At 75.3% G+C, this 19,910-nt stretch carries 17 protein-coding genes; 7 read left to right on the top strand and 10 right to left on the bottom strand.

Translation table 11 applies throughout. The annotated features are described in order from the left end of the window. Positions 1-227: 227 nt before the first annotated feature. From AC0IVP_RS01425 to AC0IVP_RS01415, 3 genes are all read right to left on the bottom strand, one after another. Positions 228-1,157 carry an NADP-dependent oxidoreductase gene (locus tag AC0IVP_RS01425; protein WP_471754058.1) on the bottom strand — a complete coding sequence of 310 codons (930 nt, stop codon included), beginning with the start codon at positions 1,155-1,157 and terminating at the stop codon, positions 228-230. Between the two features lie 62 nt (positions 1,158-1,219). Then, positions 1,220-4,702 (bottom strand): ATP-binding cassette domain-containing protein, encoded by a 3,483-nt coding sequence (locus AC0IVP_RS01420; protein ID WP_471754056.1) that lies wholly within the window; start codon positions 4,700-4,702, stop codon positions 1,220-1,222. Positions 4,703-4,860: 158 nt separating this feature from the next. Next, complete coding sequence (locus AC0IVP_RS01415; RefSeq protein WP_471754054.1) at positions 4,861-7,257, bottom strand: beta strand repeat-containing protein; 2,397 nt, start codon at positions 7,255-7,257, stop codon at positions 4,861-4,863. 153 nt (positions 7,258-7,410) lie between these two features. Between AC0IVP_RS01415 and AC0IVP_RS01410 the strand changes: the two genes are divergently transcribed. Continuing rightward, a complete protein-coding gene (locus AC0IVP_RS01410; RefSeq protein WP_471754052.1) occupies positions 7,411-8,226 on the top strand; it encodes a L,D-transpeptidase family protein in 816 nt (271 codons plus the stop codon). A gap of 16 nt (positions 8,227-8,242) precedes the next feature. Here AC0IVP_RS01410 and AC0IVP_RS01405 read toward each other — a convergent pair whose 3' ends face one another. Beyond that, a complete protein-coding gene (locus tag AC0IVP_RS01405) occupies positions 8,243-9,442 on the bottom strand; it encodes an acyl-CoA dehydrogenase family protein (RefSeq protein WP_471754050.1) in 1,200 nt (399 codons plus the stop codon). A 113-nt stretch (positions 9,443-9,555) separates the two neighbouring features. Here AC0IVP_RS01405 and AC0IVP_RS01400 point away from each other — a divergent pair, with 113 nt between their 5' ends. Both AC0IVP_RS01400 and AC0IVP_RS01395 read left to right on the top strand, forming a co-directional pair. Then, positions 9,556-10,278 carry a hypothetical protein gene (locus AC0IVP_RS01400; protein WP_471754048.1) on the top strand — a complete coding sequence of 241 codons (723 nt, stop codon included), beginning with the start codon at positions 9,556-9,558 and terminating at the stop codon, positions 10,276-10,278. Positions 10,279-10,300: 22 nt separating this feature from the next. Then, positions 10,301-10,729 (top strand): DUF4190 domain-containing protein, encoded by a 429-nt coding sequence (locus AC0IVP_RS01395; protein ID WP_056299883.1) that lies wholly within the window; start codon positions 10,301-10,303, stop codon positions 10,727-10,729. 39 nt (positions 10,730-10,768) lie between these two features. Here AC0IVP_RS01395 and AC0IVP_RS01390 read toward each other — a convergent pair whose 3' ends face one another. From AC0IVP_RS01390 to AC0IVP_RS01380, 3 genes are read right to left on the bottom strand one after another with little or no spacing between them, the layout of a single operon-like run. Further along, positions 10,769-11,722 (bottom strand): HpcH/HpaI aldolase/citrate lyase family protein, encoded by a 954-nt coding sequence (locus AC0IVP_RS01390; RefSeq protein ID WP_471754045.1) that lies wholly within the window; start codon positions 11,720-11,722, stop codon positions 10,769-10,771. Positions 11,723-11,780: 58 nt separating this feature from the next. After that, positions 11,781-12,707 (bottom strand): DMT family transporter, encoded by a 927-nt coding sequence (locus AC0IVP_RS01385; RefSeq protein WP_471754043.1) that lies wholly within the window; start codon positions 12,705-12,707, stop codon positions 11,781-11,783. Next, positions 12,704-13,573, bottom strand: a complete 870-nt coding sequence (locus tag AC0IVP_RS01380; protein ID WP_471754040.1) for a PhzF family phenazine biosynthesis protein — start codon at positions 13,571-13,573, stop codon at positions 12,704-12,706. The genes AC0IVP_RS01385 and AC0IVP_RS01380 overlap by 4 nt, the downstream gene beginning before the upstream one ends. A 76-nt stretch (positions 13,574-13,649) precedes the next feature. Here AC0IVP_RS01380 and AC0IVP_RS01375 point away from each other — a divergent pair, with 76 nt between their 5' ends. After that, positions 13,650-14,888 carry a magnesium transporter MgtE N-terminal domain-containing protein gene (locus AC0IVP_RS01375; RefSeq protein ID WP_056292610.1) on the top strand — a complete coding sequence of 413 codons (1,239 nt, stop codon included), beginning with the start codon at positions 13,650-13,652 and terminating at the stop codon, positions 14,886-14,888. Next, on the top strand, positions 14,881-15,450 hold the full coding sequence (locus AC0IVP_RS01370; RefSeq protein WP_056292611.1) for a DUF1003 domain-containing protein: 570 nt from the start codon (positions 14,881-14,883) through the stop codon (positions 15,448-15,450). Before AC0IVP_RS01375 ends, AC0IVP_RS01370 begins: the two co-directional genes overlap by 8 nt. Before the next feature lie 2 nt (positions 15,451-15,452). On the opposite strand, the gene AC0IVP_RS01365 is transcribed toward AC0IVP_RS01370, so the two are convergent. Genes AC0IVP_RS01365 through AC0IVP_RS01355 form a run of 3 tightly spaced genes read right to left on the bottom strand, consistent with a single transcriptional unit; the run spans position 15,453 to position 18,572 of the window. Beyond that, on the bottom strand, positions 15,453-15,968 hold the full coding sequence (locus AC0IVP_RS01365) for a hypothetical protein (RefSeq protein WP_471754037.1): 516 nt from the start codon (positions 15,966-15,968) through the stop codon (positions 15,453-15,455). Positions 15,969-15,972: 4 nt separating this feature from the next. Then, positions 15,973-17,061, bottom strand: coding sequence for an acetamidase/formamidase family protein (locus AC0IVP_RS01360; protein WP_471754035.1), 1,089 nt, complete (start codon positions 17,059-17,061; stop codon positions 15,973-15,975). Further along, positions 17,058-18,572, bottom strand: a complete 1,515-nt coding sequence (locus AC0IVP_RS01355; protein ID WP_471754033.1) for an AtzH-like domain-containing protein — start codon at positions 18,570-18,572, stop codon at positions 17,058-17,060. Before AC0IVP_RS01355 ends, AC0IVP_RS01360 begins: the two co-directional genes overlap by 4 nt. A gap of 69 nt (positions 18,573-18,641) precedes the next feature. On the opposite strand from AC0IVP_RS01355, the gene AC0IVP_RS01350 reads away from it, so the two are divergent. Beyond that, positions 18,642-19,376: a cysteine hydrolase family protein gene (locus tag AC0IVP_RS01350; protein WP_056292621.1), complete on the top strand. Its 735-nt coding sequence runs from the start codon at positions 18,642-18,644 to the stop codon at positions 19,374-19,376. Next, complete coding sequence (locus AC0IVP_RS01345) at positions 19,373-19,810, top strand: cupin domain-containing protein (protein ID WP_471754031.1); 438 nt, start codon at positions 19,373-19,375, stop codon at positions 19,808-19,810. The genes AC0IVP_RS01350 and AC0IVP_RS01345 overlap by 4 nt, the downstream gene beginning before the upstream one ends. Positions 19,811-19,910: the final 100 nt, after the last annotated feature.

The following is a 19,910-nucleotide window of genomic DNA, read 5'->3' as shown; positions in this document are numbered from 1 at the left end:
CAGCGGGTCTCCGCCACGCAGCGCGACGACGCGGCCGAGGACGCCGGGCAGGACCTCCGACGCCAGGACGGGGGCAGGGGCCCGGCGCCGTCGGTGGAGACACAGTGACCCGTGTCAGTCGGGGCGAACCGGCCGCGAGGCGTCCGACCCCGACACACCGGCACGGCCGGTACGAAGCGGGGCCGGACGACCACGGTGCGCAACCGGATCGCGCACCAGGAGCCCGATCAGCCGAAGTCGAGCACCAGCCGGCCGCGCACGCCACCGGCCTCCAGCCGGCGGTGCGCCTGCGCACCCTCGGCGGCCGGGACCACCGCGGCCACCCGCGGTGTCAGCCGGCCGGCCTCCACCAGCTCGCGCAGCCGGTCCAGCGCCGCGTGGTCCTGGGCCACCTTCGCCACGAACACCGGGAACACCCGCAGGCCCCGCGACCCGTCGCCGCGGTAGCCGCGCACCGTGGTCACCGCGCCGCCGTCCTTGACCGCGGGCAGCACGGCGGCGTCCTGCAGGGAGCCGTCGGCCAGGCCGTCGACACCGTCGGGGTACCGCTCCCGGACGGCGGCCGCGAAGCCGTCACCGCGGGGCAGCACCACGTCGGCGCCCAGCGAGCGCACCAGCTCCTCGTCCTCGGCCTTGGCGTCGGCCACCACGGTCAGCCCGTCGACCTTGGCCAGCTGGACCACGTAGCCGCCGAACGCCCCGGCCGCGCCGGTGACGGCCAGCACCTGGCCCGGCTCCAGGGCCATCGAGTCCAGCGCCAGCCGGGCGGTGAGCCCGTTCATCGGCACCGTCGCCGCCGCGACGTCGTCCACACCGGCCGGCACCCGGACCACCGAGGCGGCCGGCAGCGCGATCTGCTCGCGGTAGCCGCCGTGCGCGCCCGAGGGCACCACGATCGCCATCACGTGGTCACCGACGGCGAGGTCGGTGTCGGCGTCCGGGCCGATCTCGTCGACCACCCCGGCGACGTCCATGCCCGGGATCCACGGCATCTCCTGCGGGGCGCCCTCGCGCTGGGCGTAGGTGCCGTTGCGCCCGTAGGTGTCCGTGGGGTTGACCGCCGCCGCCCGGACGGCGATCCGCACCTCACCGGGGCCCGCGTGCACCTCCGGGACGTCGAGGAGGCGCAGGGCCTCGGGTCCACCGAACTCGGTCACTCCGACAGCTCTCATACGGGGGACAAGGCGGCCCTGCGGCGACCGATTCCCGCACCCGGCGGTCAGCCGGCCAGGTGCCCCCACTCCTCCGCCAGGTCCGACCAGCGGCCGGTCGCCACGACCCGGCCGCCCTCCAGCACCACGACGTGGTCGGCGAGCGCCAGCGCCGCGCGCTTGGCCGTGGCCCCCACGACGGTGGCGCCGCGCTCCCGCAGCGCCGCCCACAGCTCCAGCTCGGTGCGCGCGTCCAGCGCGGAGGACACGTCGTCGGCGAGCACCAGCTCGGCGTCGGTGGCCAGCGCCCGGGCCAGCGCCAGCCGCTGCACCTGCCCACCGGACAGCCGCACCCCGCGGTGGCCGACCAGCGTGCCGACCCCGCCGGCGGCGGACACGTCGGTCTCCAGGCGGGCGGCGGCGAGCGCCCCGTCGACCTCGCGGGCGTGGCCCAGCGCGATGTTGTCGGTGATCGTCCCCGACAGCACCCGCGGCACCTGGGCGACGTGGGCCACCTGGCCCGGCCGCAGGAACAGCTGCGGGTCGTCGACGTCGGTGTCGTTCCAGCGGATCGAGCCCTCGTGGTCCACCAGCCCGGCGAGCGCGGCCAGCAGGCTGGACTTGCCCGACCCGACCCGGCCGACCAGCAGCGTGAGCGACCCGGCGGGCACGTCCAGGTCCACCCCGGAGGCCCCGACGGTGCCGTCGTCGTGCACCGCGGTGACCCCGGTCAGCCGCAGCCGGCGCAGCGGCACGCGGTCGCCGTCCGGCGGGGCCGGGGCGCTGCCGGCGACCAGGTCGACCCCCGGCGGGACGGCGACCAGGTCCTCCCGGCCGGCCAGCCGGGTCGCCTCGCGCAGCCACACCCCGGCGATCGGGCGCTCGACCACGGCCAGACCCGCCGTGATGCCGTACCAGCCGAAACCGCTGACCGCGGTGCTCACGGTGAGCGCGGTCGCCAGGTCCCAGGTGCCGGTCAGGTGCAGCGCCCAGGAGGCCACGATCGCCAGCTGCACCAGCAGCACCGGCGCGCCCTCCAGCAGCGTCCGGATCCGGGTCTCCCGCACGGTGGCGGCAACCCGGCGGGCGTCCACCTCGTGCAGGTGCCGGCGCACGTGCCCGGTGGCGGCGGCCAGCTTGACCGTGCGCACCGCCTCCAGCGAGGAGGCCAGCTGCCGGCCGAAGACCGCGCGCTGGTCGCCCGCCAGCCGCCCCGCGCGCCCGGCCGCGGGCGCACCCAGCGCGGCGACCAGGACCGAGCCGACGATGATGCCGCCGGCGACCAGGCCGGCGACCGGCTGTCCGGTGACCACGACGGTGAGCGCGGTGGCGCTGAGGCCCAGCACGACGTCGATCCACCGGTCGGTGAGGTTGAGCAGCCGGTCGGAGTCCAACGCCCGGGCCGTCACCTCCCCCGGCGGGGTGCGGGCCAGCCGGCGCTGCTCGGTCTGTCCGCGCAGCACCGCCAGCCGCAGGCGCAGGGTCACCCCGGTCCACCACAGCGGGAACCAGCGGAACGCCCAGCCGACGAAGAACGAGGACACCACCAGCGACACCGCCAGCGCGACCGCCGTCCCCCGCGGGCCCTCGCCCCGCTCCAGGCCGGCCACCAGGTCGCCCCACAGGGCACCGGTGAGCACCCCGTAGGTGCCGGTGAGCGAGGCCAGCCAGAACGTCAGGCAGGCAGTCAGGCCCCAGGCGGGGTGCGCGAAGACCGCCCGGACGACGGTGCGCGCCAGCCGCACCCGTGGCGCCCGGGGCTCCGGCCGGGGATCGCGCCGGTCCGTGCGGGCAGCCGCCAGGCCCGCGTCGGCGACCGGGCCCACCTCGGGCTCCGGCGCAGCCGCGTCCAGGGTGCCGGCCGAGCCGGCGGCGACCAGCAGGTCGCGGAAGGGGCCCAGCGTGGTCGCCAGCTCCGTCCGGGGACCGTGCTGCACGACCCGCCCGGCGTCCAGGACCGCGACCGAGTCGCACCAGCGGGTGGTGCCCAGCCGGTGCGCGACGACGACGCCGGTGCGGTCGCGCAGCAGCCGCCGGGCCGCGCGGGTGACCAGCTCCTCGGTGGCCGGGTCCATCCGGGCGGTGGCCTCGTCGAGCACCACCACCCGCACGTCGCGCACCAGCAGCCGGGCGAAGGCGACCAGCTGCTCCTGCCCGGCGGACAGGCTGGTGCCGCGCGGGCCCAGCTGGGTGTCCAGCCCGTCGGGCAGCGACTCGACCCAGGAGGTCAGCCCCAGCTCGGCGACGGCGGCCTCGACCCGGGCCCGCGGCACGTCGGCGAACAGGGTGAGGTTCTCGGCCAGCGTCGCCGCCAGCAGCTCGGTGCGCTGGGTGACCACGCCGACGCCGGCGCGCAGCTTCTGCAGGTCGGTGTCGACGACGTCCCGGCCGCCGATCGACACGGTGCCCGCCGGCGGCTCCACCGCGCGGGACAGCAGCTTGGCCAGCGTGGACTTGCCGGCCCCGCTGCGGCCGACCAGCGCGCAGGTCGTGCCGGCGGGCACGACCCAGTCGTCCACGCGCAGGTGGAAGGGCTCCGTGTGGCCCTCGTTGCGGTAGGCGAAGTCCAGCCCGCGCACCTCGATGGTGCTGTCGGTGGCCGACAGCGCGGCGCCGCCGGTGGGCTCGGGTGCGGTGCCCATCAGCGTGCGGATGCGGGTCAGGGCGCCCAGACCCTCGTGCATCTCGGGCAGGTGGTGGTTCACCTCGTCCAGCCGGCCGACGAACGTGGTGACCAGCAGCCACAGGGTGACCAGCGTGGCGACGTCGAGCGTGCCGCCGTCGACCAGGGCGATCGCCAGCAGCGCCAGGGCGGCGAGCAGCCCGTGCAGCACCAGCCCGCTGCGCAGCGCCACCCGCGAGGCCACCTTCGAGGTGCGCCCGTTGCGGCGGAGGATCTCCGCCGACCGCTGGGAGAACTGGGCCAGCACGTGCGGTTGCCCCAGCGACGTGCGGACGTCGTCCCGGCCGGCGACGGCCTCCTCGAGCTGGGCCGCGCCGTCGGACCAGGCCTCCTCCTCCACCGTCTTGGACCGGGCGAGCTCGGGGGTCAGCCGGCGCACGGCGGCGAGCACCAGCACGGCGACCAGCGGGAAGGCGATCCAGGCCGGCCACCAGACCAACCCGGCGGCCACCCAGGCGAGCACCGAGCGCAGCACCGCCCGGCCCATCGCCCAGCCGCTGATCCGCAGCAGGGTGGCCAGCTGCCGGGTGTCGTCGTCCACCCGGTCCAGCAGCTCCCCCACGCCCTGGCCCTCCAGCGTGGTCAGCGGCTGGTGCAGGACGGCGTCGAGCAGGTCGGCCCGCAGCACCCCCTCGGCCCGGCCGACCGCGGTGGCGAACAGGGTGCGGCCGACGACCTCGCCGGCGGCGGCCACCACGAGCAGGGCGGCCAGGACCACGACCAGCCCGAGGGTCGGCCCCTCGGCGATGCGCCCGGTGACCACCGTGCCGACGGTCTCGGTGAGCGCGGCGAGCACCGCGAGCACCAGCGCGACGGTGCTGCCGGGACCGGCCAGCCGACGCCAGCCCAACGCCGCGTGCTGCCCCACGTGCCCACCTCCCCCGTGCCCGCCCCGACCACCGGGACCCGACCGCACGGTAGAGGGACCCTCCGACACTGCGCGCCTGCATTTCCGGCGGCGGGGCCCGGGAACGCCGCAGCGCCCCCCGACCGTGGTCGAGGGGCGCTGCGTCGAGCGTGCCGGGGTCAGCCGGTGTAGTTCGGCTGCGCCGGGACCGGACGGGCCGGCGGGGTGACGCCGCCGCCGGGAGCCGGGGTCACGGCGACCGCAGGGGCCTCCACGGCCCCGGCGTCGACGACCGCGCGACCGTCGCCGTTGCCGTCCAGCGGCCGGGTGACCCCACGCTGGTCGACGCCGACCAGGGCCACGAAGTCCGCCGTCGCCCCGGTGGTGTCGACCGGCACGCCGGCGTCGACGACCGGGCTGCCGGTGGCCGGCAGCCGGGTCGGGGTCGCGCCGCCGTTGTCGCCGAGCGCACCCAGACGGGGGTCGGTGACGCCGGTGGTGTCGTTCGCGCCGGCTCGCCGGTCCGCCGCGAACGGCACGGCGGTGCCGAGCACGTTGCCGCCGAGGGAGGTCACGCCGGTGCCGGCGCTGGTCCCGTCGTTGGCGGTCAGGACCGTGTTGACGATCTCGACGGGGCCGGCGACGCCGGTGGAGTTGCCGGTCACCGTGGCGTGCAGCAGGCCGGCCGGGACGTTGCCGGCGTTGAGGAACCCTCCGCCGGCCCCGGCAGCGGTGTTGTCGGTGATCGTCACGTTGACGGCGGACAGGTCACCGCCGGTCGTGGCAGTGCCGTCCTGGTAGAGCGCGCCGCCACCGTCGACCCCGGTGGAGGTGTTCGTGGTGAGGGCCGAGTTCGTGACGACCAGCGAGCCGGCCACCGAGTTCCACAGCCCACCGCCCTCGACGGCGGTGTTGTCCGCGACCAGCGAGGAGTCGACGGAGGTGTCACCGAGGCCGGTCTGGTGGAACCCGCCGCCGTTGCCGGGGGCGCCGACGCCGGTGGCGGTGTTGCCGGTGAGCTGCACCCCGACCAGTGCGGTGACCGTCCCGGGGGCAGCGGGGTCGGCAGCGCCGTTGACGAGCAGCGGCCCGGCCTCGATCCCACCGCCGGCGCGCACCGCGCTGTTCCCGTTGACCACGGTGGCGGCGACGGCGACGTCCCCGCCGACGTTGAGGATGCCGCCGCCGGAGCCGGCTGCACCCGTGGCGCGGTTGCCGGCGATGGTCGACCCGTCGATGACGACGTCACCGCCCTCGGTGAACACGCCACCGCCGCCCTGGTCGGCCGCAGCACCGGTCGCGGTGTTGTTCGAGATCCGTGTGCCGGTGACGGTGAGGACGCCGGCCGCCGAGTTCCAGAGCCCACCGCCCTCGACGGCGGTGTTGTTGGTGACGACGGACTCGTCGACGAGCACGGCGCCGGCACCGGTGATGTGCAGACCGCCACCGTTCCCGGGCGGGCCGCTGACCGTGTTGCGGCTCAAGACCACGGTGTCCAGCGTCGTCGACGTCGGGAGCGCACCCACCCCCGAGAGCAGGGGGCCGGCCTCCACACCGCCACCGGCACGGACCGCGGTGTTCTCGGTGATCTCGGTGCCCGTCACGGTCACCGTGGCGTTGATGTTCTGGATGCCACCCCCGGAGCCGAGGGTGCCGGTGGCCTGGTTGCTCTCGATGACCCCGCCGGTGATCGTGACGGCACCACCCTCGGTGAAGACGCCCCCGCCACCCTGGTCGGCAGCCGCACCGTTCGCCGTGTTGTCCACGATGGTGGCGTTCGTGACGGTCAGCGTGCCGCCTGCCGAGTTCCACAGCGCCCCACCCTCGGCCGCGGTGTTGGTCCGGAACTGACTGCCGGTCACGGACGCGGACCCTGCACCGGTGATGTGCAGGCCGCCGCCGTTGCCGGGCGTGGCACCACCGTTGTTGGAGGTGAAGGCCCCGCCGGAGACCACGGCCGACCCGCTGGCGGTCACCTCGATCGCGCCTCCGGCCCGGGAGGCCGTGTTGCCGGTGAACGCGGTCCCGGTGACCGTCGTCGTCCCCGCCGTGGCGATGGCACCGCCGCTGTTCGCCGTCAGGGGTGCCGTCACGGGGGGCGCCGCCGACTCGTTGACCGCTGCGTTGGTGGTCATGGCGCCACCCGAGACGGTCAGGCTGGTGCCCGTGGCGACGCGCACAGCGCCGCCGTTCTCGGTGTCGGGAGCGCTGCCACCCACCAGGACGACGTCGTTGAGGACGAGCGAGCCGCCGGCGAGCACGTCGAAGATGCGGTCGTCGAGGCCCGCGGCACTGATGGTCGCGCCGTTGCCGTTGACGACCAGCGGCCCGGTGACATCGAGGTCTCCCGTGCCATTGGCATCCTCGCTGGCTCCCCCGCCGGTCAGCGTGTAGGTGGTGCCGGCGACCAGGTCGATCGTGTCGGTCCCCGACGTGGAGTTGGCGGTGTCGACGGCAGCCCGGAGGGCGGCGCCGTCCTGCGTGGGGAGCGGCGCGGCGGAGGCCGGGAGCGGCGCGATCAGGAGCAGACCGCAGACGACTGCGGCGGTGCTCAGGGCGGGGGCGGTACGGCGCATGGAGCTCGACTCGTCTCTGCACAGGGGCGATGGCGTACACGGCGTTCTCTGGGGTCGTTATCGGCACTTACGGAGCCGGAACGTCGTGCGTTCACCACGCCGGTGTCCTTTTCCTGATCGAGGACGCTCCGGGTACCGACCTATGGTCGTGCCGTGAACCGAGCCCAGGCCCTGCTGAGCAGCCCGCGGCGCCGTCTGGCGGCCGCCGTGGTCGCCGTCCTCGTCGCGGTCGGACTCGTGCTGGCCCTCGTCCTGCCCGGGGACGACGCCGCATCCCCGGCTGCCGCGCCCGCCACGACGACGGCCGACGCGACCCCCACCGCGGCCGCGCCCCCGACCCCGGAGCTGGCCGGGCCGGTCTTCCCGACCACCGTCGCCTCCGCGACCACCGACCGCGTCGAGGTCTTCACCGAGCCCGACGACTCGGCCGGCCCGGACCGGACGCTGGACGCGGCCGACGAGCTCTCGGGTCAGCTGACCTTCGTGGTGACCGCGCAGCAGGAGGACTGGTTGCAGGTCCAGCTGCCGGTCCGCCCGAACGGCTCCACCGGCTGGGTCCGGGCTGACGAGGTCGCCCTCAGCTCGCACGAGGTGAGCATCGAGGTGCGGCTGTCGGACCACCGGATGCTGGTCTACCGCGGCGGGGAGACCGTGCTGGACAGCCCGATCGGCGTCGGCACCACCGACGCCCCGACCCCGGGCGGCACGTACTACGTCAAGGAACTGCTGCAGCCGCCGGACCCCGACGGCGGGTACGGGCCCTACGCCTACGGGTTGTCCGGGTTCTCCGACGTGTTCACCAGCTACTCCGGCGGCGCCGGGGTCATCGGCATCCACGGCACCAACGCCCCGGACACCGTGGGCACCGACGTGAGCGACGGGTGCATCCGGGTCACCAACGAGGTGGTCACCCAGCTCGTCGACGAGGTCGGCGTCCCGCTGGGCACCCCGGTCACGATCGTCGCGTGACCGGGGCGCCGGGGGCTCAGCGCCTGCTGGCGTAGGTCTTCAGCAGACCCCGGCTGATGATCGTCTTCTGGATCTCGCTGGTGCCCTCGCCGATGAGCAGGAACGGCGCCTCGCGCATCAGGCGCTCGATCTCGTACTCCTTGGAGTAGCCGTAGCCGCCGTGGATCCGGAAGGACTGGGTGGTGACCTCGGCGCAGTACTCGCTGGCCAGCAGCTTGGCCATGCCGGCCTCGACGTCGTTGCGCGCCCCGGCGTCCTTGAGCTTGGCGGCGTTGACCATCATCAGGTGGCTGGCCTCGACCTTGGTGGCCATCTCGGCCAGCTGGAAGGCGATGGCCTGGTGCTGGGCGATCTTCTTGCCGAAGGTCTCCCGCTGCTGGGCGTACTCCACGGCCAGCTCGAAGGCCCGGATGGAGATGCCGCAGGCGCGGGCGGCGACGTTGACCCGGCCGACCTCGACGCCGTCCATCATGTGGGCGAAGCCCCTGCCGGGGACGCCGCCCAGGATGTCGCCGGCCTTGGCCTGGTAGCCGTCGAACACCATGCTGGTGGTGTCGACGCCCTTGTAGCCCATCTTGTCGATCTTCCCCGGGATGGTCAGCCCGGGCACGACCTCACCGAACCCGGTGGGCTTCTCCACCAGGAACGTGGTCAGGTTCTGGTGCGGCTTCTCCGCACCCTCCTCGGTGCGGACCAGCGCGGCGACCAGGGTCGAGGACCCGCCGTTGGTCAGCCACATCTTCTCCCCGTCGATGACGTAGTCACCGTTCGCGTCCTGCTTCGCGCGGGTCCGGATCGCCGCGACGTCGGACCCCAGACCGGGCTCGGACATGGAGAACGCGCCCCGGACCTCGCCGGTGGCCATCCGCGGCAGGTAGCGCTGCCTCTGCTCGGGCGTGCCGTGCTGGATGAGCATGTGGGCGACGATGAAGTGGGTGTTGATGACCCCGGAGACGCTCATCCAGCCGCGGGCGATCTCCTCCACGACCAGCACGTAGGTCAGCAGGGACTCACCCAGCCCGCCGTACTCCTCGGGGATCATGAGGCCGAAGAGCCCCATCTCCTTCATCCCGTCGACGATCTCCTGCGGGTACGTGTCGGAGTGCTCGAGCTCCTGGGCGCGCGGGATGATCTCCCGGTCCACGAACCTCCGGACCGTGGACAGGATCTCGGTCTGGATCTCGGTCAGGTCGGCGGTCTGCGCCAGGCGGGTCATCGCTCTGCACTCCTTCGGGACGACGGTGTCCGTGTTACCGGCGAGTATGGGCCAGCGCACCGACACCCACGGCGTGGCCTCGACCACACCCCGGGCCGACTACCGTCGCCCGGGTGACGACCCGCCGCACCCGCCTGCTCGCCCCCCTCGTCCTGGCCACCGCGCTGCTCGCGGCCGGGTGCGGGGGCACCGACGGCGACGCCACCCCCGCCGCCACCTCCGCAGCCACCAGCAGCGCAGCAGGGACGTCGACCGAGCCCGCCCCGGCCGAGGCCGAGGCGTCGGCCGCCGCGGCGCTGGACCCGGCCGCGGTGACCTCGGCGCAGGAGGCGGCGCTGGCCACCGCGCTGCGGGTGGTCGACCTGCCCGAGGGCTGGAGCGTGCAGGCCAACCCGGTGCCCGACGGCGACCTGTCGGACAACCCCAGCTTCCAGGGCCTGTGCGACGCCGACTTCCCCTCCGAGGGCCGGCGCACGGCCAAGTTCCCGGTCGTCGGCGTCGACCCCGCGGGCACGTCGCTGCTGACCAGCGAGGCCCTCGCCTACGACGCACCGGAGGCCGCGGCGCAGGCCCTGGTCGAGCTGCGGGCGGCGTTCGCCGGCTGCGAGGGCCCCGACCGCACGTTCGTCACCCCGCCGTCCGCGGAGGGGCTGGCCACCGACTCGGTGGTCGTGCAGTACCAGCTGACCACCGGCACCGACCAGGTGATCGTGGCCCAGGCGCGCGGTTCCGTCGTGTCCGTGGTGATCGGGGACGACCCGGCTGCCACGCTGGCGGCCGCACAGTCGATCGCCACCCGGGTGGCAGCGTTGCCCGCCGCGGTGATCGGCGCCTGAGGCACCCCGCGAGGAGGACCACGTGAGCCAGCCCGACGACGGCTTCTACCGGGGAGACCCGCCCGGCCACGGCCCCCCGGCCGCCTACGGCCCGCCGCCCGGGTACGGCCCGCCGCCCGGGTACGGCCCGCCGTCGCCCTACGGCCCGCCCGGGTACCCGCCGCCGCCCGGGTACGGCCCTCCCCCGGGCCACTTCCCGGGTCAGCCGGTCTTCGTCGTCCGGCGGCCCACGAACACCACGGCGATCCTGGCGCTGGTCTTCGCCTTCGTCTTCGCCCCGGTGGGCCTGGTGCTGGGCCTGGTGGCCCGCAAGCAGATCGCCCGGACCGGCGAGGAGGGCGCGGGCATGGCGCTGGCCGGGATCATCATCGGCGGCATCGCGGTGGCGTTCTACGTGGTGCTGATCGTCATCTGGGTCGTCGCGCTGGCGTCGATCACCAGCACGTACTGACGTCGTCGTCCCCCGCGCACCGCGGGGGACGACGAGCGCTCACTCCTCCGGCGGGGTGAAGGACGACGTCCGTGACATGGCGGCGGCACGGCCCTTGCCGGCGATGACCAGGGCCATCTTGCGGCTGGCCTCGTCGATCATCTCCTCGCCCAGCATCGCCGAGCCCTTCTTGCCGCCGGCCTCGCTGGTGGCCCACTCGTAGGCGTCCAGGATCAGCTCGGCGTGGTCGTAGTCCTCCTGGGAGGGCGCGTAGATCTCGTTCGCGGCGTCGATCTGGCCCGGGTGCAGCACCCACTTGCCGTCGAAGCCGAGCATCGCCGAGCGCCTGGCGACCTCCTCGAAGGCCGGCACGTCGCGGACCTGCAGGAAGGGCCCGTCGATGGCCTGCACGCCGCGGGCGCGGGCGGCCATCAGGATCTGCATGAGGATGTAGTGGAAGGGGTCACCCGGGTAGTCCGGGTGCAGCGCGCCCACCACGAGGGACTTCATGTTGATCGAGGCCATGAAGTCGGCCGGGCCGTAGATGATCGTCTCGATCCGGGGGCTGGCGAAGGCGATCTGGTTGACGTTGATCAGCCCCTGCGCCGTCTCGATCTGCGCCTCGATGCCGATCCTCCCGACCTCGAGGCCGTTGGCCTTCTCGATCTGGGTGAGCAGCATGTCCAGCGCCTGCACCTGACCGGCGTCCTGGACCTTGGGCAGCATGATCGCGTCCAGCTCGGCCCCGGCGCCGCCCACGACCTCGATGACGTCCTGGAACGTCCACTCGGTGGTCCAGTCGTTGACCCGGACGGTGCGGATCTTGTCGCCCCAGCCGCCCTCGTTGAGGGCAGCCACGATGTTCTTGCGGGCGCCGGGCTTGGCCAGCGGCGCGCAGGCGTCCTCCAGGTCCAGGAACACCTGGTCCGCGGGCAGGCCCTTGGCCTTCTCCAGGAACCGGGGGTTGCTGCCCGGGACGGCGAGGTTGGAACGGCGGGATCGGAGCTCGGCCACGGTGCCTCCACGATCGACGATGGTTACCGGACAGTAACCAAGGCCCCGACCAGCGGCCTCAGGTGACCGGCTCGGTCACCGTCCGCGGCCGGGAGGCCCGCACGACCAGGGCCACCCCGACGACGACCAGCACCATCCCGGGCAGCGCCAGCAGCGGCGGGAGCTGCTGCAGGAGGACCAGCGCCACGATCAGCGCACCCGGCACCTCGAGCAGGATCGCCAGCCCCACGACGGTCGGCCCGACCGAGGACAGCACCAGGTTGAACACGGTGTGCCCCAGCAGCTGGGCGACGACGGTGATGCCGGCGATCAGCCACCAGTCCCGGGCGCTGAACCCGGCGAGCGGGATGCCGGCCACCAGCGCGGCGAGGGCCACCACCACCGCGCAGGTGGAGTAGCAGACGACCGAGTACGCCGACGTCGACAGCCGCACCCGGGCCCGGGCGCCGGCCAGCACGTACCCGGCGGCGGCGATCGCGCCCAGCAGCGCCAGCCCGTCACCGGCCAGCGCCCGCAGCGACACGGTGACGTCGACCCCGGCGATCAGCACGACACCGGCCACCGCCAGCGCCAGCCCCCACCAGACCTGGGCCGGCAGCCGCACCCCGGTGAGCCGCGCCGCGAGCGCCGTCCAGACGGGGGTGGTGGTGACCAGCGCGATGGAGGCGGCCACCGACGTCATGGACAGACTGGGCAGCCAGGCGGCGAAGTGCGCGGCCAGGAACAGCCCGGCGACCACCGAGCTGCGCAGGTCCCGCAGCCGGACGCCGGCCAGCGACCGCCGCTGGGTGGTCAGCAGCACCGGCAGCAGCGCCGCCGCCCCCGCCGCGTTGCGCCAGAACGCGATGGCCAGCGCGGGCGCGGCCACCAGCGCCGTCATCGGCCCGGACAGCGAGATGCCGACGACCGCGACCGCCATCAGGGCCACGTCGCGCCCGCCGGGGCGGTGCAGCGCCCACGCCGGCGCGGGCGCCGGCGTCGTCACGCGGGGACGGCGATCGTGCCGCGGGCCACCGGGTGCACGTCGCCGGCGACGGTGGCCGAGACGGCCCGGCCGGCCTCGACGGTGACGGTGCCCTCCAGCAGGGAGGGGCGGCGGACCGCGGCCCCCTGGTGCAGCCGGTAGCCGGTCGTCCCGTCGGCCACCAGGCCCTCGGCGGCCAGCCACACACCGGTGCCCAGCGCGGCGGACCCGGTGGCCGGGTCCTCCTCCCAGCCCAGGCCGCCGGCGAAGACCCGCACGGTGTGCTCGGTGCCGGGCCCGCGGGCCAGCAGCGAGACCCCGCCCTGCACGTCGGGCAGCAGCGCGGCCAGCGCCCGGCGGTCCGGGACGGCCCGGTCCAGGGCCGCCGGGTGCACCTCCAGCTGGGCGAACTCGATCCCGCAGCCGACCAGGTGGGCCGGCCGGCCGGTGACGTCGTCGGCGGCCAGCCCGAGGGCGGCGGCCAGCGCGGCCGGGTCCGGGCCGGGGCGCAGCTGCACCGGGCCGCCGGTGAGCCGGGCGCCGGTGTCGGACACCTCGACCGGGACGACGCCGACGCCGCAGTGCTGCTGCACGGTGCCCGCGGGGAGCAGGCCGAGCCGGACCAGGGTGTGCGCCGTGCCCACGCTGGGGTGCCCGGCGAAGGGCAGCTCGGTGTCCGGGGTGAAGATCCGCACCGTGTAGCCGCCGTCGCCGACCGCCGTCACGAAGGTGGTCTCCGACAGGCGGAACTCCAGCGCCAGCGCCTGGCACCGGGCGGTGTTCAGACCGGCGGCGTCCAGGACGACGGCGAGCGGGTTGCCGGCGAAGGCGGCCGCGGCGAAGACGTCGACGACCTCGTAGGCGAGCTCGAGTTGGGGGGAGCGCACGGCCGCGACGGTAACGTCCTCCCACGGCACCCCCGTCGGTGGTGGCCACCCCGCCGTGAGACCCCGTGGAGGCGCCGTGACCACCGTGACGAGGGCCTACGTGTCCCGCCTGGCCGGACTGACCGTGTTCGACCCCAACGGCGACCGGGTCGGCAAGGTCCGCGACGTCCTGGTGGCCCTGCGGGTGGGCACCGCCGCCCCCCGGGTCCTCGGGCTGATCGTCGAGGTCGTGGCCCGCCGCCGGATCTTCTGCCCGATGGGCCGGGTGACCGCCGTCGACGCGTCCTCGGTGATGCTGGCCAGCGGCACGGTCAACCTCAAGCGCTTCGAGCAGCGCGCCGGGGAGACCCTGGTGCTCGGCGAGCTGGCCGACCGCAGCGTCACCGTGCTGGAGAACGGCCACGCCGCCGCCGTCGTGGACGCCGCGATCGAGCAGACCCGCACCGGGGACTGGGTGCTCTCCCGCCTCGCCGTCCAGGAGCCGGGCCGGCTGGGCCGCCGCGGCCAGCTGCACCAGCTGGCCTGGGACGAGGTCGCCGGACTCGCCCTGCCGCAGACCGGGCAGTCCGCCGAGACGCTCATCGCCACCTACCGCGACCTCAACGCCGCCGACCTGGCGCACGCCCTGCAGGACCTGCCGCCCAAGCGCCGGCACGAGGTCGCGGAGTCCCTGGACGACGACCGGCTGGCCGACGTGCTCGGTGAGCTGCCCGAGGCCGAGCAGATCGCGATCCTGGGCACGCTGAGCGAGCCGCGGGCCGCCGACGTGCTGGAGGCGATGGACCCCGACGACGCCGCGGACCTGCTGGCCGAGCTGCCCAACGTGGACCGCAACCGGCTGCTGGAGCTGATGGAGCCCGACGAGGCCGAGCCGGTCCGCCAGCTGCTGAAGTACTCCGAGGACACCGCCGGCGGCATGATGACCAGCGAGCCGGTGATCCTGGCCCCGGACGCCACGATCGCCGAGGCGCTGGCCCGGGTGCGGGCGCCGGACCTGACGCCGTCGCTGGCCAGCCAGGTGTACGTGTGCCGCCCGCCGTCGGCGACCCCGACCGGCCGGTACCTGGGCCTGGCGCACATCCAGCGGCTGCTGCGCGAGCCCCCCTCGACGCTGGTCTCCGGCGTGCTGGACGACCTGGAGCCGCTGCGCCCGGAGACCCCGCTGGCCGAGGTCACCCGGTACTTCGCGACCTACAACCTGGTCGCGGCCCCGGTCGTCGACCCGCAGGGCCGGCTGGTCGGCGCGGTGAGCGTGGACGACGTGCTGGACCACCTGCTGCCCGACGACTGGCGCGAGCGGTCCCGACGTGGCTGAGGACCGCCGGCCCGAGGCCGGCCGGCTCGACGTCCCGCGCACCAGCCGGAGCGCGTTCGGCTTCCTGCGGCTGGACCCCGACGCCGTCGGTGCGTTCGCCGAGGGCATCGCCCGCTTCCTGGGCACCGGCCGGTTCCTGGCGGTCCAGACGATCATCGTGATCGTCTGGATCACGCTGAACGTCACGGCGGTCCAGCTGCGCTGGGACCCCTACCCGTTCATCCTGCTGAACCTGGCCTTCTCCACCCAGGCCGCCTACGCCGCGCCGCTGATCCTGCTGGCCCAGAACCGGCAGGCCGACCGGGACCGGGTGCAGGCCGAGGAGGACCGCAGCCGGGCCGCCTCGACCCGCGCGGACACCGAGTACCTGGCCCGCGAACTGGCCTCGCTGCGCGTCTCGGTCGGCGAGCTCGCGACCCGGGACTTCATCCGCGGCGAGCTGGCCCGGCTGGTGCCCGAGGACCTCAGCGAGGAGACCGCGGAGCGCCGCAAGAAGGAGCGCAAGCGCAAGCGTGAGCAGGCCCGGGACGCCCGGGACGCCCGGGACAAGGCCGGCGACTGAGCTCAGCCGGCCGCCAGTCCAGCGAGGTTCTGCAGCTGCCGCCGCATCATCACCAGGTCGCCCCAGCACAGCGCGGTGGCCACCGGCCGCGGCAGTGCCTTCACCCGGAGGACGGCGAGCAGCCGGCTGGTGCCCTCCCGGTCACCGGGCAGGGCGAGGTAGCTGACGACCATGTCGCCGCTGGCCCGGGCCACCGGACCGGGCGGCAGGACCAGGGTGAGCTCCCGGCCGGGCACGAACCCGTGCAGCCGGAACACCGTGGCCACCCGCTGGCCGACCGCCAGCTCGTCCAGGCCCGGGCTCAGCGTCCGCGGGGAGCGCCGGCCCAGGTTGTCGACCAGGTCGTAGCTGTACGGGGCGGCGCGCAGCTGGCACAGCCAGCGGAACGCCGTCGCGGGCGGCGCGGTGACGTGGACACCCCGCAGCCACCGCAGCGGCGCGTCCGGGCGCAGCTCGTCGCAGCCGTACGTCCCGGCCACCTCGGCCGCGCTGACACCCCACTGCTCGGGCAGACCCACCGGCTCAGCGTCGCAGGTACGCCGCCACCCGCTCGTCGAGGAGCTCGCGCAGGTCGGCCTTGCGGATGCTGGCGTGCACGCCGCTGACGACGTCGACGACCTGGGAGACCGAGAAGTCCACCGCCGCCGACATCCAGGCCATCGTCGTGGCGCGGTCGACGTCGAAGCCGGCCTCGACGAACCCCAGCGCCCGGCGCACGCAGTCCCGCATCGCGACGCCGAGGTCCTCGTCGAGCCCGATCGGCACCCACAGGTCGGGGGTCTCCCCGAACGGCAGCACCGCCCGCAGGCCCTCGGGCACCTGCTCGGCCGGGGTGACGCGCAGCCGCAGGGTGGCCCGCAGCGGCGCCTCGAAGGCGGTGAGCGCGACCTCGCCGTCGCCCTGGGCGTAGTGCGGGTCGCCCACGTAGACGTTCCCGCCGGGCACCTGCGCGGTCAGGTGCAGCGAGCTGCCCGCGCCGAGCAGGCTGACGTCGAGGTTGCCGCCGTGCCGGCCCGGCGGGGTGGAGTGCAGCCGCTGCGCGGTGGCGACGCCGGTCAGCCCCAGGAAGGGCCGCAGCGGGAACCGGAAGCCGCGACCGTCGCGGCCGGGCACCGGGATCCGGCCCTCGCCGCCGTCGACGGTGGCGAAGGTGGACACCAGGCCGGGCAGCACCGGCATCTCCCCGGGCAGCGCACCCTTGCCGTGCCGGTTGGACACCACGCCGTACCCGGCCCGCAGCTGCAGGTCCAGCACGTCCACCCGGACGACGTCGCCGGGCCGGGTGCCGCGGACCGCGATCGGACCGGTGACCACGTGCGGCCCGCCCTCGTGACCGGCCGGGCGCAGGGACGACGCGGCGAGGGCGACGGCGTCCCGCAGCACGTCGCCCTCGGCCACGCCGAGCCCGCCGAACCACGCCAGCGGGTCGCGGCCCTGGTCCTCCAGCACGCCCTCGTGGCTGACCGTGTCGACCACGACGACGTCACCGCTGTCCACGGTGAGCACCGGCCGGTCGTCGGCGCCGGGCAGCCAGCCCCACAGCGCGGTCTCCGGCGTCGTCGGCAGGTAGGTGACGCCGGCGGGCAGGCCCTCGCCGGGCTGCAGGGTCACGACGCGGCCAGGGCGGTGAGGCCCCGGTCGGCACCGGCGCCGCCGAGAAGGCACAGCCCGACCGGGGCGCCGTCGACCCGCCCGGCCGGCACGACGACGGCGGGCAGCCCGGCACCGCTGGCCAGCGAGGTGAGCCGCAGTGTCGCCGCCCGGGAGGACTCGACCGACGCTCCCCCGGCGCCCACGAACGGCGCCGGCCCGCTGGCCGCGGGCATCAGCACGACGGTCCCGGGCGGCACCCGGTCGCGCAGCGCCGCGCGCATCGCGGCGACGACCTCCCGGGCCGCGGCGTGCTGGTCGGGCGTGACCTGCGCGGCGGCGGCGAACCGGCCCGCGACGTCGTCGGCGAGGGCGCCGGGGTGCTCGGTGACCCAGTCGCCGTGCACCGCCCAGGCCTCGGCGGCCTGCTGGGTGCGAAAGCCCGCGAACCACTCCTCCCGCTCGGCAGGCGTGGTCAGCTCGACCTCCTCGGGGTCCCACCGCGCGGCGGCGGCCCGGAGCACGTCGGCGGTCCCGGCCTCGGCCAGCCCCAGCAGGTCGGTGGCCAGCAGCACCCGGGTCGGGACGGGCGCGTCGGGCAGCAGGAGCGCGGCGACCCGGTCCAGCAGCTGCGCGTCGCCGGTCAGGAAGCCGACGGTGTCGAAGGACGGCGCCAGCGGCAGCAGCCCGCCGTCGTCCACGGCGCCGTGCGTGGGCCGCAGCGAGAACAGCCCGGTGTGGCCGGCCGGCACCTGGATCGAGCCCGCGGTGTCGGTGCCGAGGCCGAGGTCGGCCTGCCCCGCGGCGACCGCGGCGGCCGGCCCGCTGGAGGACCCGCCGGTGAGCCGGCCGGGTGCGGCCGGGTTGACCGGGCTCCCGGAGTGCACGTTGCGCCCGGCCAGGGAGTAGGCGAACTCGTCGGTCTGCGCGATGCCGGTCACGTCGGCGCCGGCGGCCAGCAGCGCGGCGACCACCGGCGCGTGCGCCGGCTGCGGCGCCTGCTCGGCCAGGTACACCGGGTTGCCGCCGCCGGTGGCGTGCCCGGCGACCGCGAAGAGGTCCTTGACCGCCACCCGCACCCCGGCCAGCGGACCGGACCCGCTCCCCCGCACCAGCGGCGTCCCGTGCACCCGCCAGGTCGCCCCGGCCACGGTGGACCGGACGTCGGAGGAGACGTGCGCGGCCGCGACCCGCCAGCCGGCCGGCGTCCGCACCCAGGTCTGGGTCTGCAGGCCCCGGGTGCCGTCGGGGCGCAGGGTCTGCGCGACCGCGGTGGCCGCGTCGCCGGACACCGGGACGACGTGCAGTGCGACGACCTCCCGGGCGGGGGCTCCCCCGCGGCCGCGGCGGAACGCGCTGATGGCGGCGTGCCCGACCAGCACGCCCGTGGCGTCGGCCCGCACGGTGGCCGGGCTGTCCAGGAAGAGCTCGTCCAGGACGTCGAGGTCGTTGCTGCGCAGGGCCTGCTCGTAGCGGGCGACGGCCTCGGTGACCTCGGCGGTCACGGTGTCTGTGGGCTGCACGGCGCACATCAGAGCACGTGTCGGCGGCCGTCACGGGACCGTCACCGGGGCGAAACCGGCGCTGGGTGGGATGGGTCCGTGCGCAACGAGTGGGGGCTGTCCGCGACCGCCGTCGACCTCCGCCGGCCGGTGCTGGAGCCGCGCCCGGTGACCGTCCCGGCACTCCCCCAGCAGCTGACGCTGGACCTGTCCCGCACCGCGCTGCTCGTCGTCGACGTGCAGAACGACTTCGGGCACCCCGACGGCTGGCTGGCCTCGATCGGCGTCGACGTCTCCGCGGTGGGCGCCCTGGTGGCGAGCCTGGCCCCGGCCGTCGACGCGCTCCGGGCGGCCGGCGTCCCGGTCGTCTGGCTGAACTGGGGCAACCGGCCCGACCGGGCCAACCTGCCCCCCGGCGTCCGGCACGTCTACGACCCCGACGGCGCCTCGACCGGCATCGGCACCGCGCTGCCCAACGGCTCCCCGGTGCTCCAGGAGGGCTCCTGGTCCGCCGCGCCCGTCGACGGGCTGGACCCCCACCCGGGCGACGTCCGGGTGTCCAAGTACCGGATGAGCGGCTTCCCGGACACCCCGCTGGACTCGGTGCTGCGCAACCTGCGGGTGGACACCCTGCTGCTGGCCGGCGTCAACACCGACCAGTGCGTCTACGCCACGCTCGTGGACGCCGCGAACGCCGGCTACGACGTCGTCCTGGTCGAGGACCTCTGCGCCACCACCTCGCCGTCCTTTTGCACCGACGCGACGCTCTACAACGTCCGCCAGTGCTTCGGCTTCACCGTCACCGCCCCCGACCTGCTGGAGCAGCTCCCGTGACCACGACCGTCCCCGCCCCCGTCGTGCGCCGCGTCGCCGACGTCACCCCGCACTTCATCGGCGACAACCGCACCGTCAAGCTCGCCGTCCTGGCCGGCCCGGCCGACGGCTCGACCACCACCACGGTGTTCGAGATCTGGGAGCCCGGCGGCGCGCAGCCGGACAACTCCCACGAGGACTCCGCGGAGACCTTCGTCGTCCTGCAGGGGACGGCGCGGGCGCACAGCGACGACCACGTCGTGGACCTGACCGCCGGGGACGTGCTGGTGCTGCCGACGGGCTCCGTGCACCACATCGTCAACACCTCGGCCACCGACAGGCTCTACACGCTGACCGTGATGGCCTCCGACGGCGGTTTCGCCGAGCTGATCGAGACCGGTCCGGTGGCCTCGTTCGACGAGGCCGACCTCGCCGTGCTCGGCCGCGTGGGGTGAGCGGCCTCAGCTGAGCAGGTGCACCCCGGCACCCGCCGCGCCGGCCAGCAGCAGGACCACGACGAACGGCGCCCGCAGCGCCAACGCCAGCGCCGCCACG

The organism is Klenkia sp. AC732, assembly GCF_979256525.1.
Note: the sequence above shows the minus strand (reverse complement) of the source record. Positions and strands in the feature narration are given on the sequence as shown.

Bases quoted from the DNA above. Each gene is read 5' to 3' on its own strand.
- AC0IVP_RS01405 (WP_471754050.1), bottom strand. From the start codon at position 9,442: ATGACCCGCCTGGCGCAGACCGCCGACCTGACCGAGATCCAGACCGAG.
- AC0IVP_RS01415 (WP_471754054.1), bottom strand. From the start codon at position 7,257: ATGCGCCGTACCGCCCCCGCCCTGAGCACCGCCGCAGTCGTCTGCGGT.
- AC0IVP_RS01355 (WP_471754033.1), bottom strand. From the start codon at position 18,572: ATGTGCGCCGTGCAGCCCACAGACACCGTGACCGCCGAGGTCACCGAG.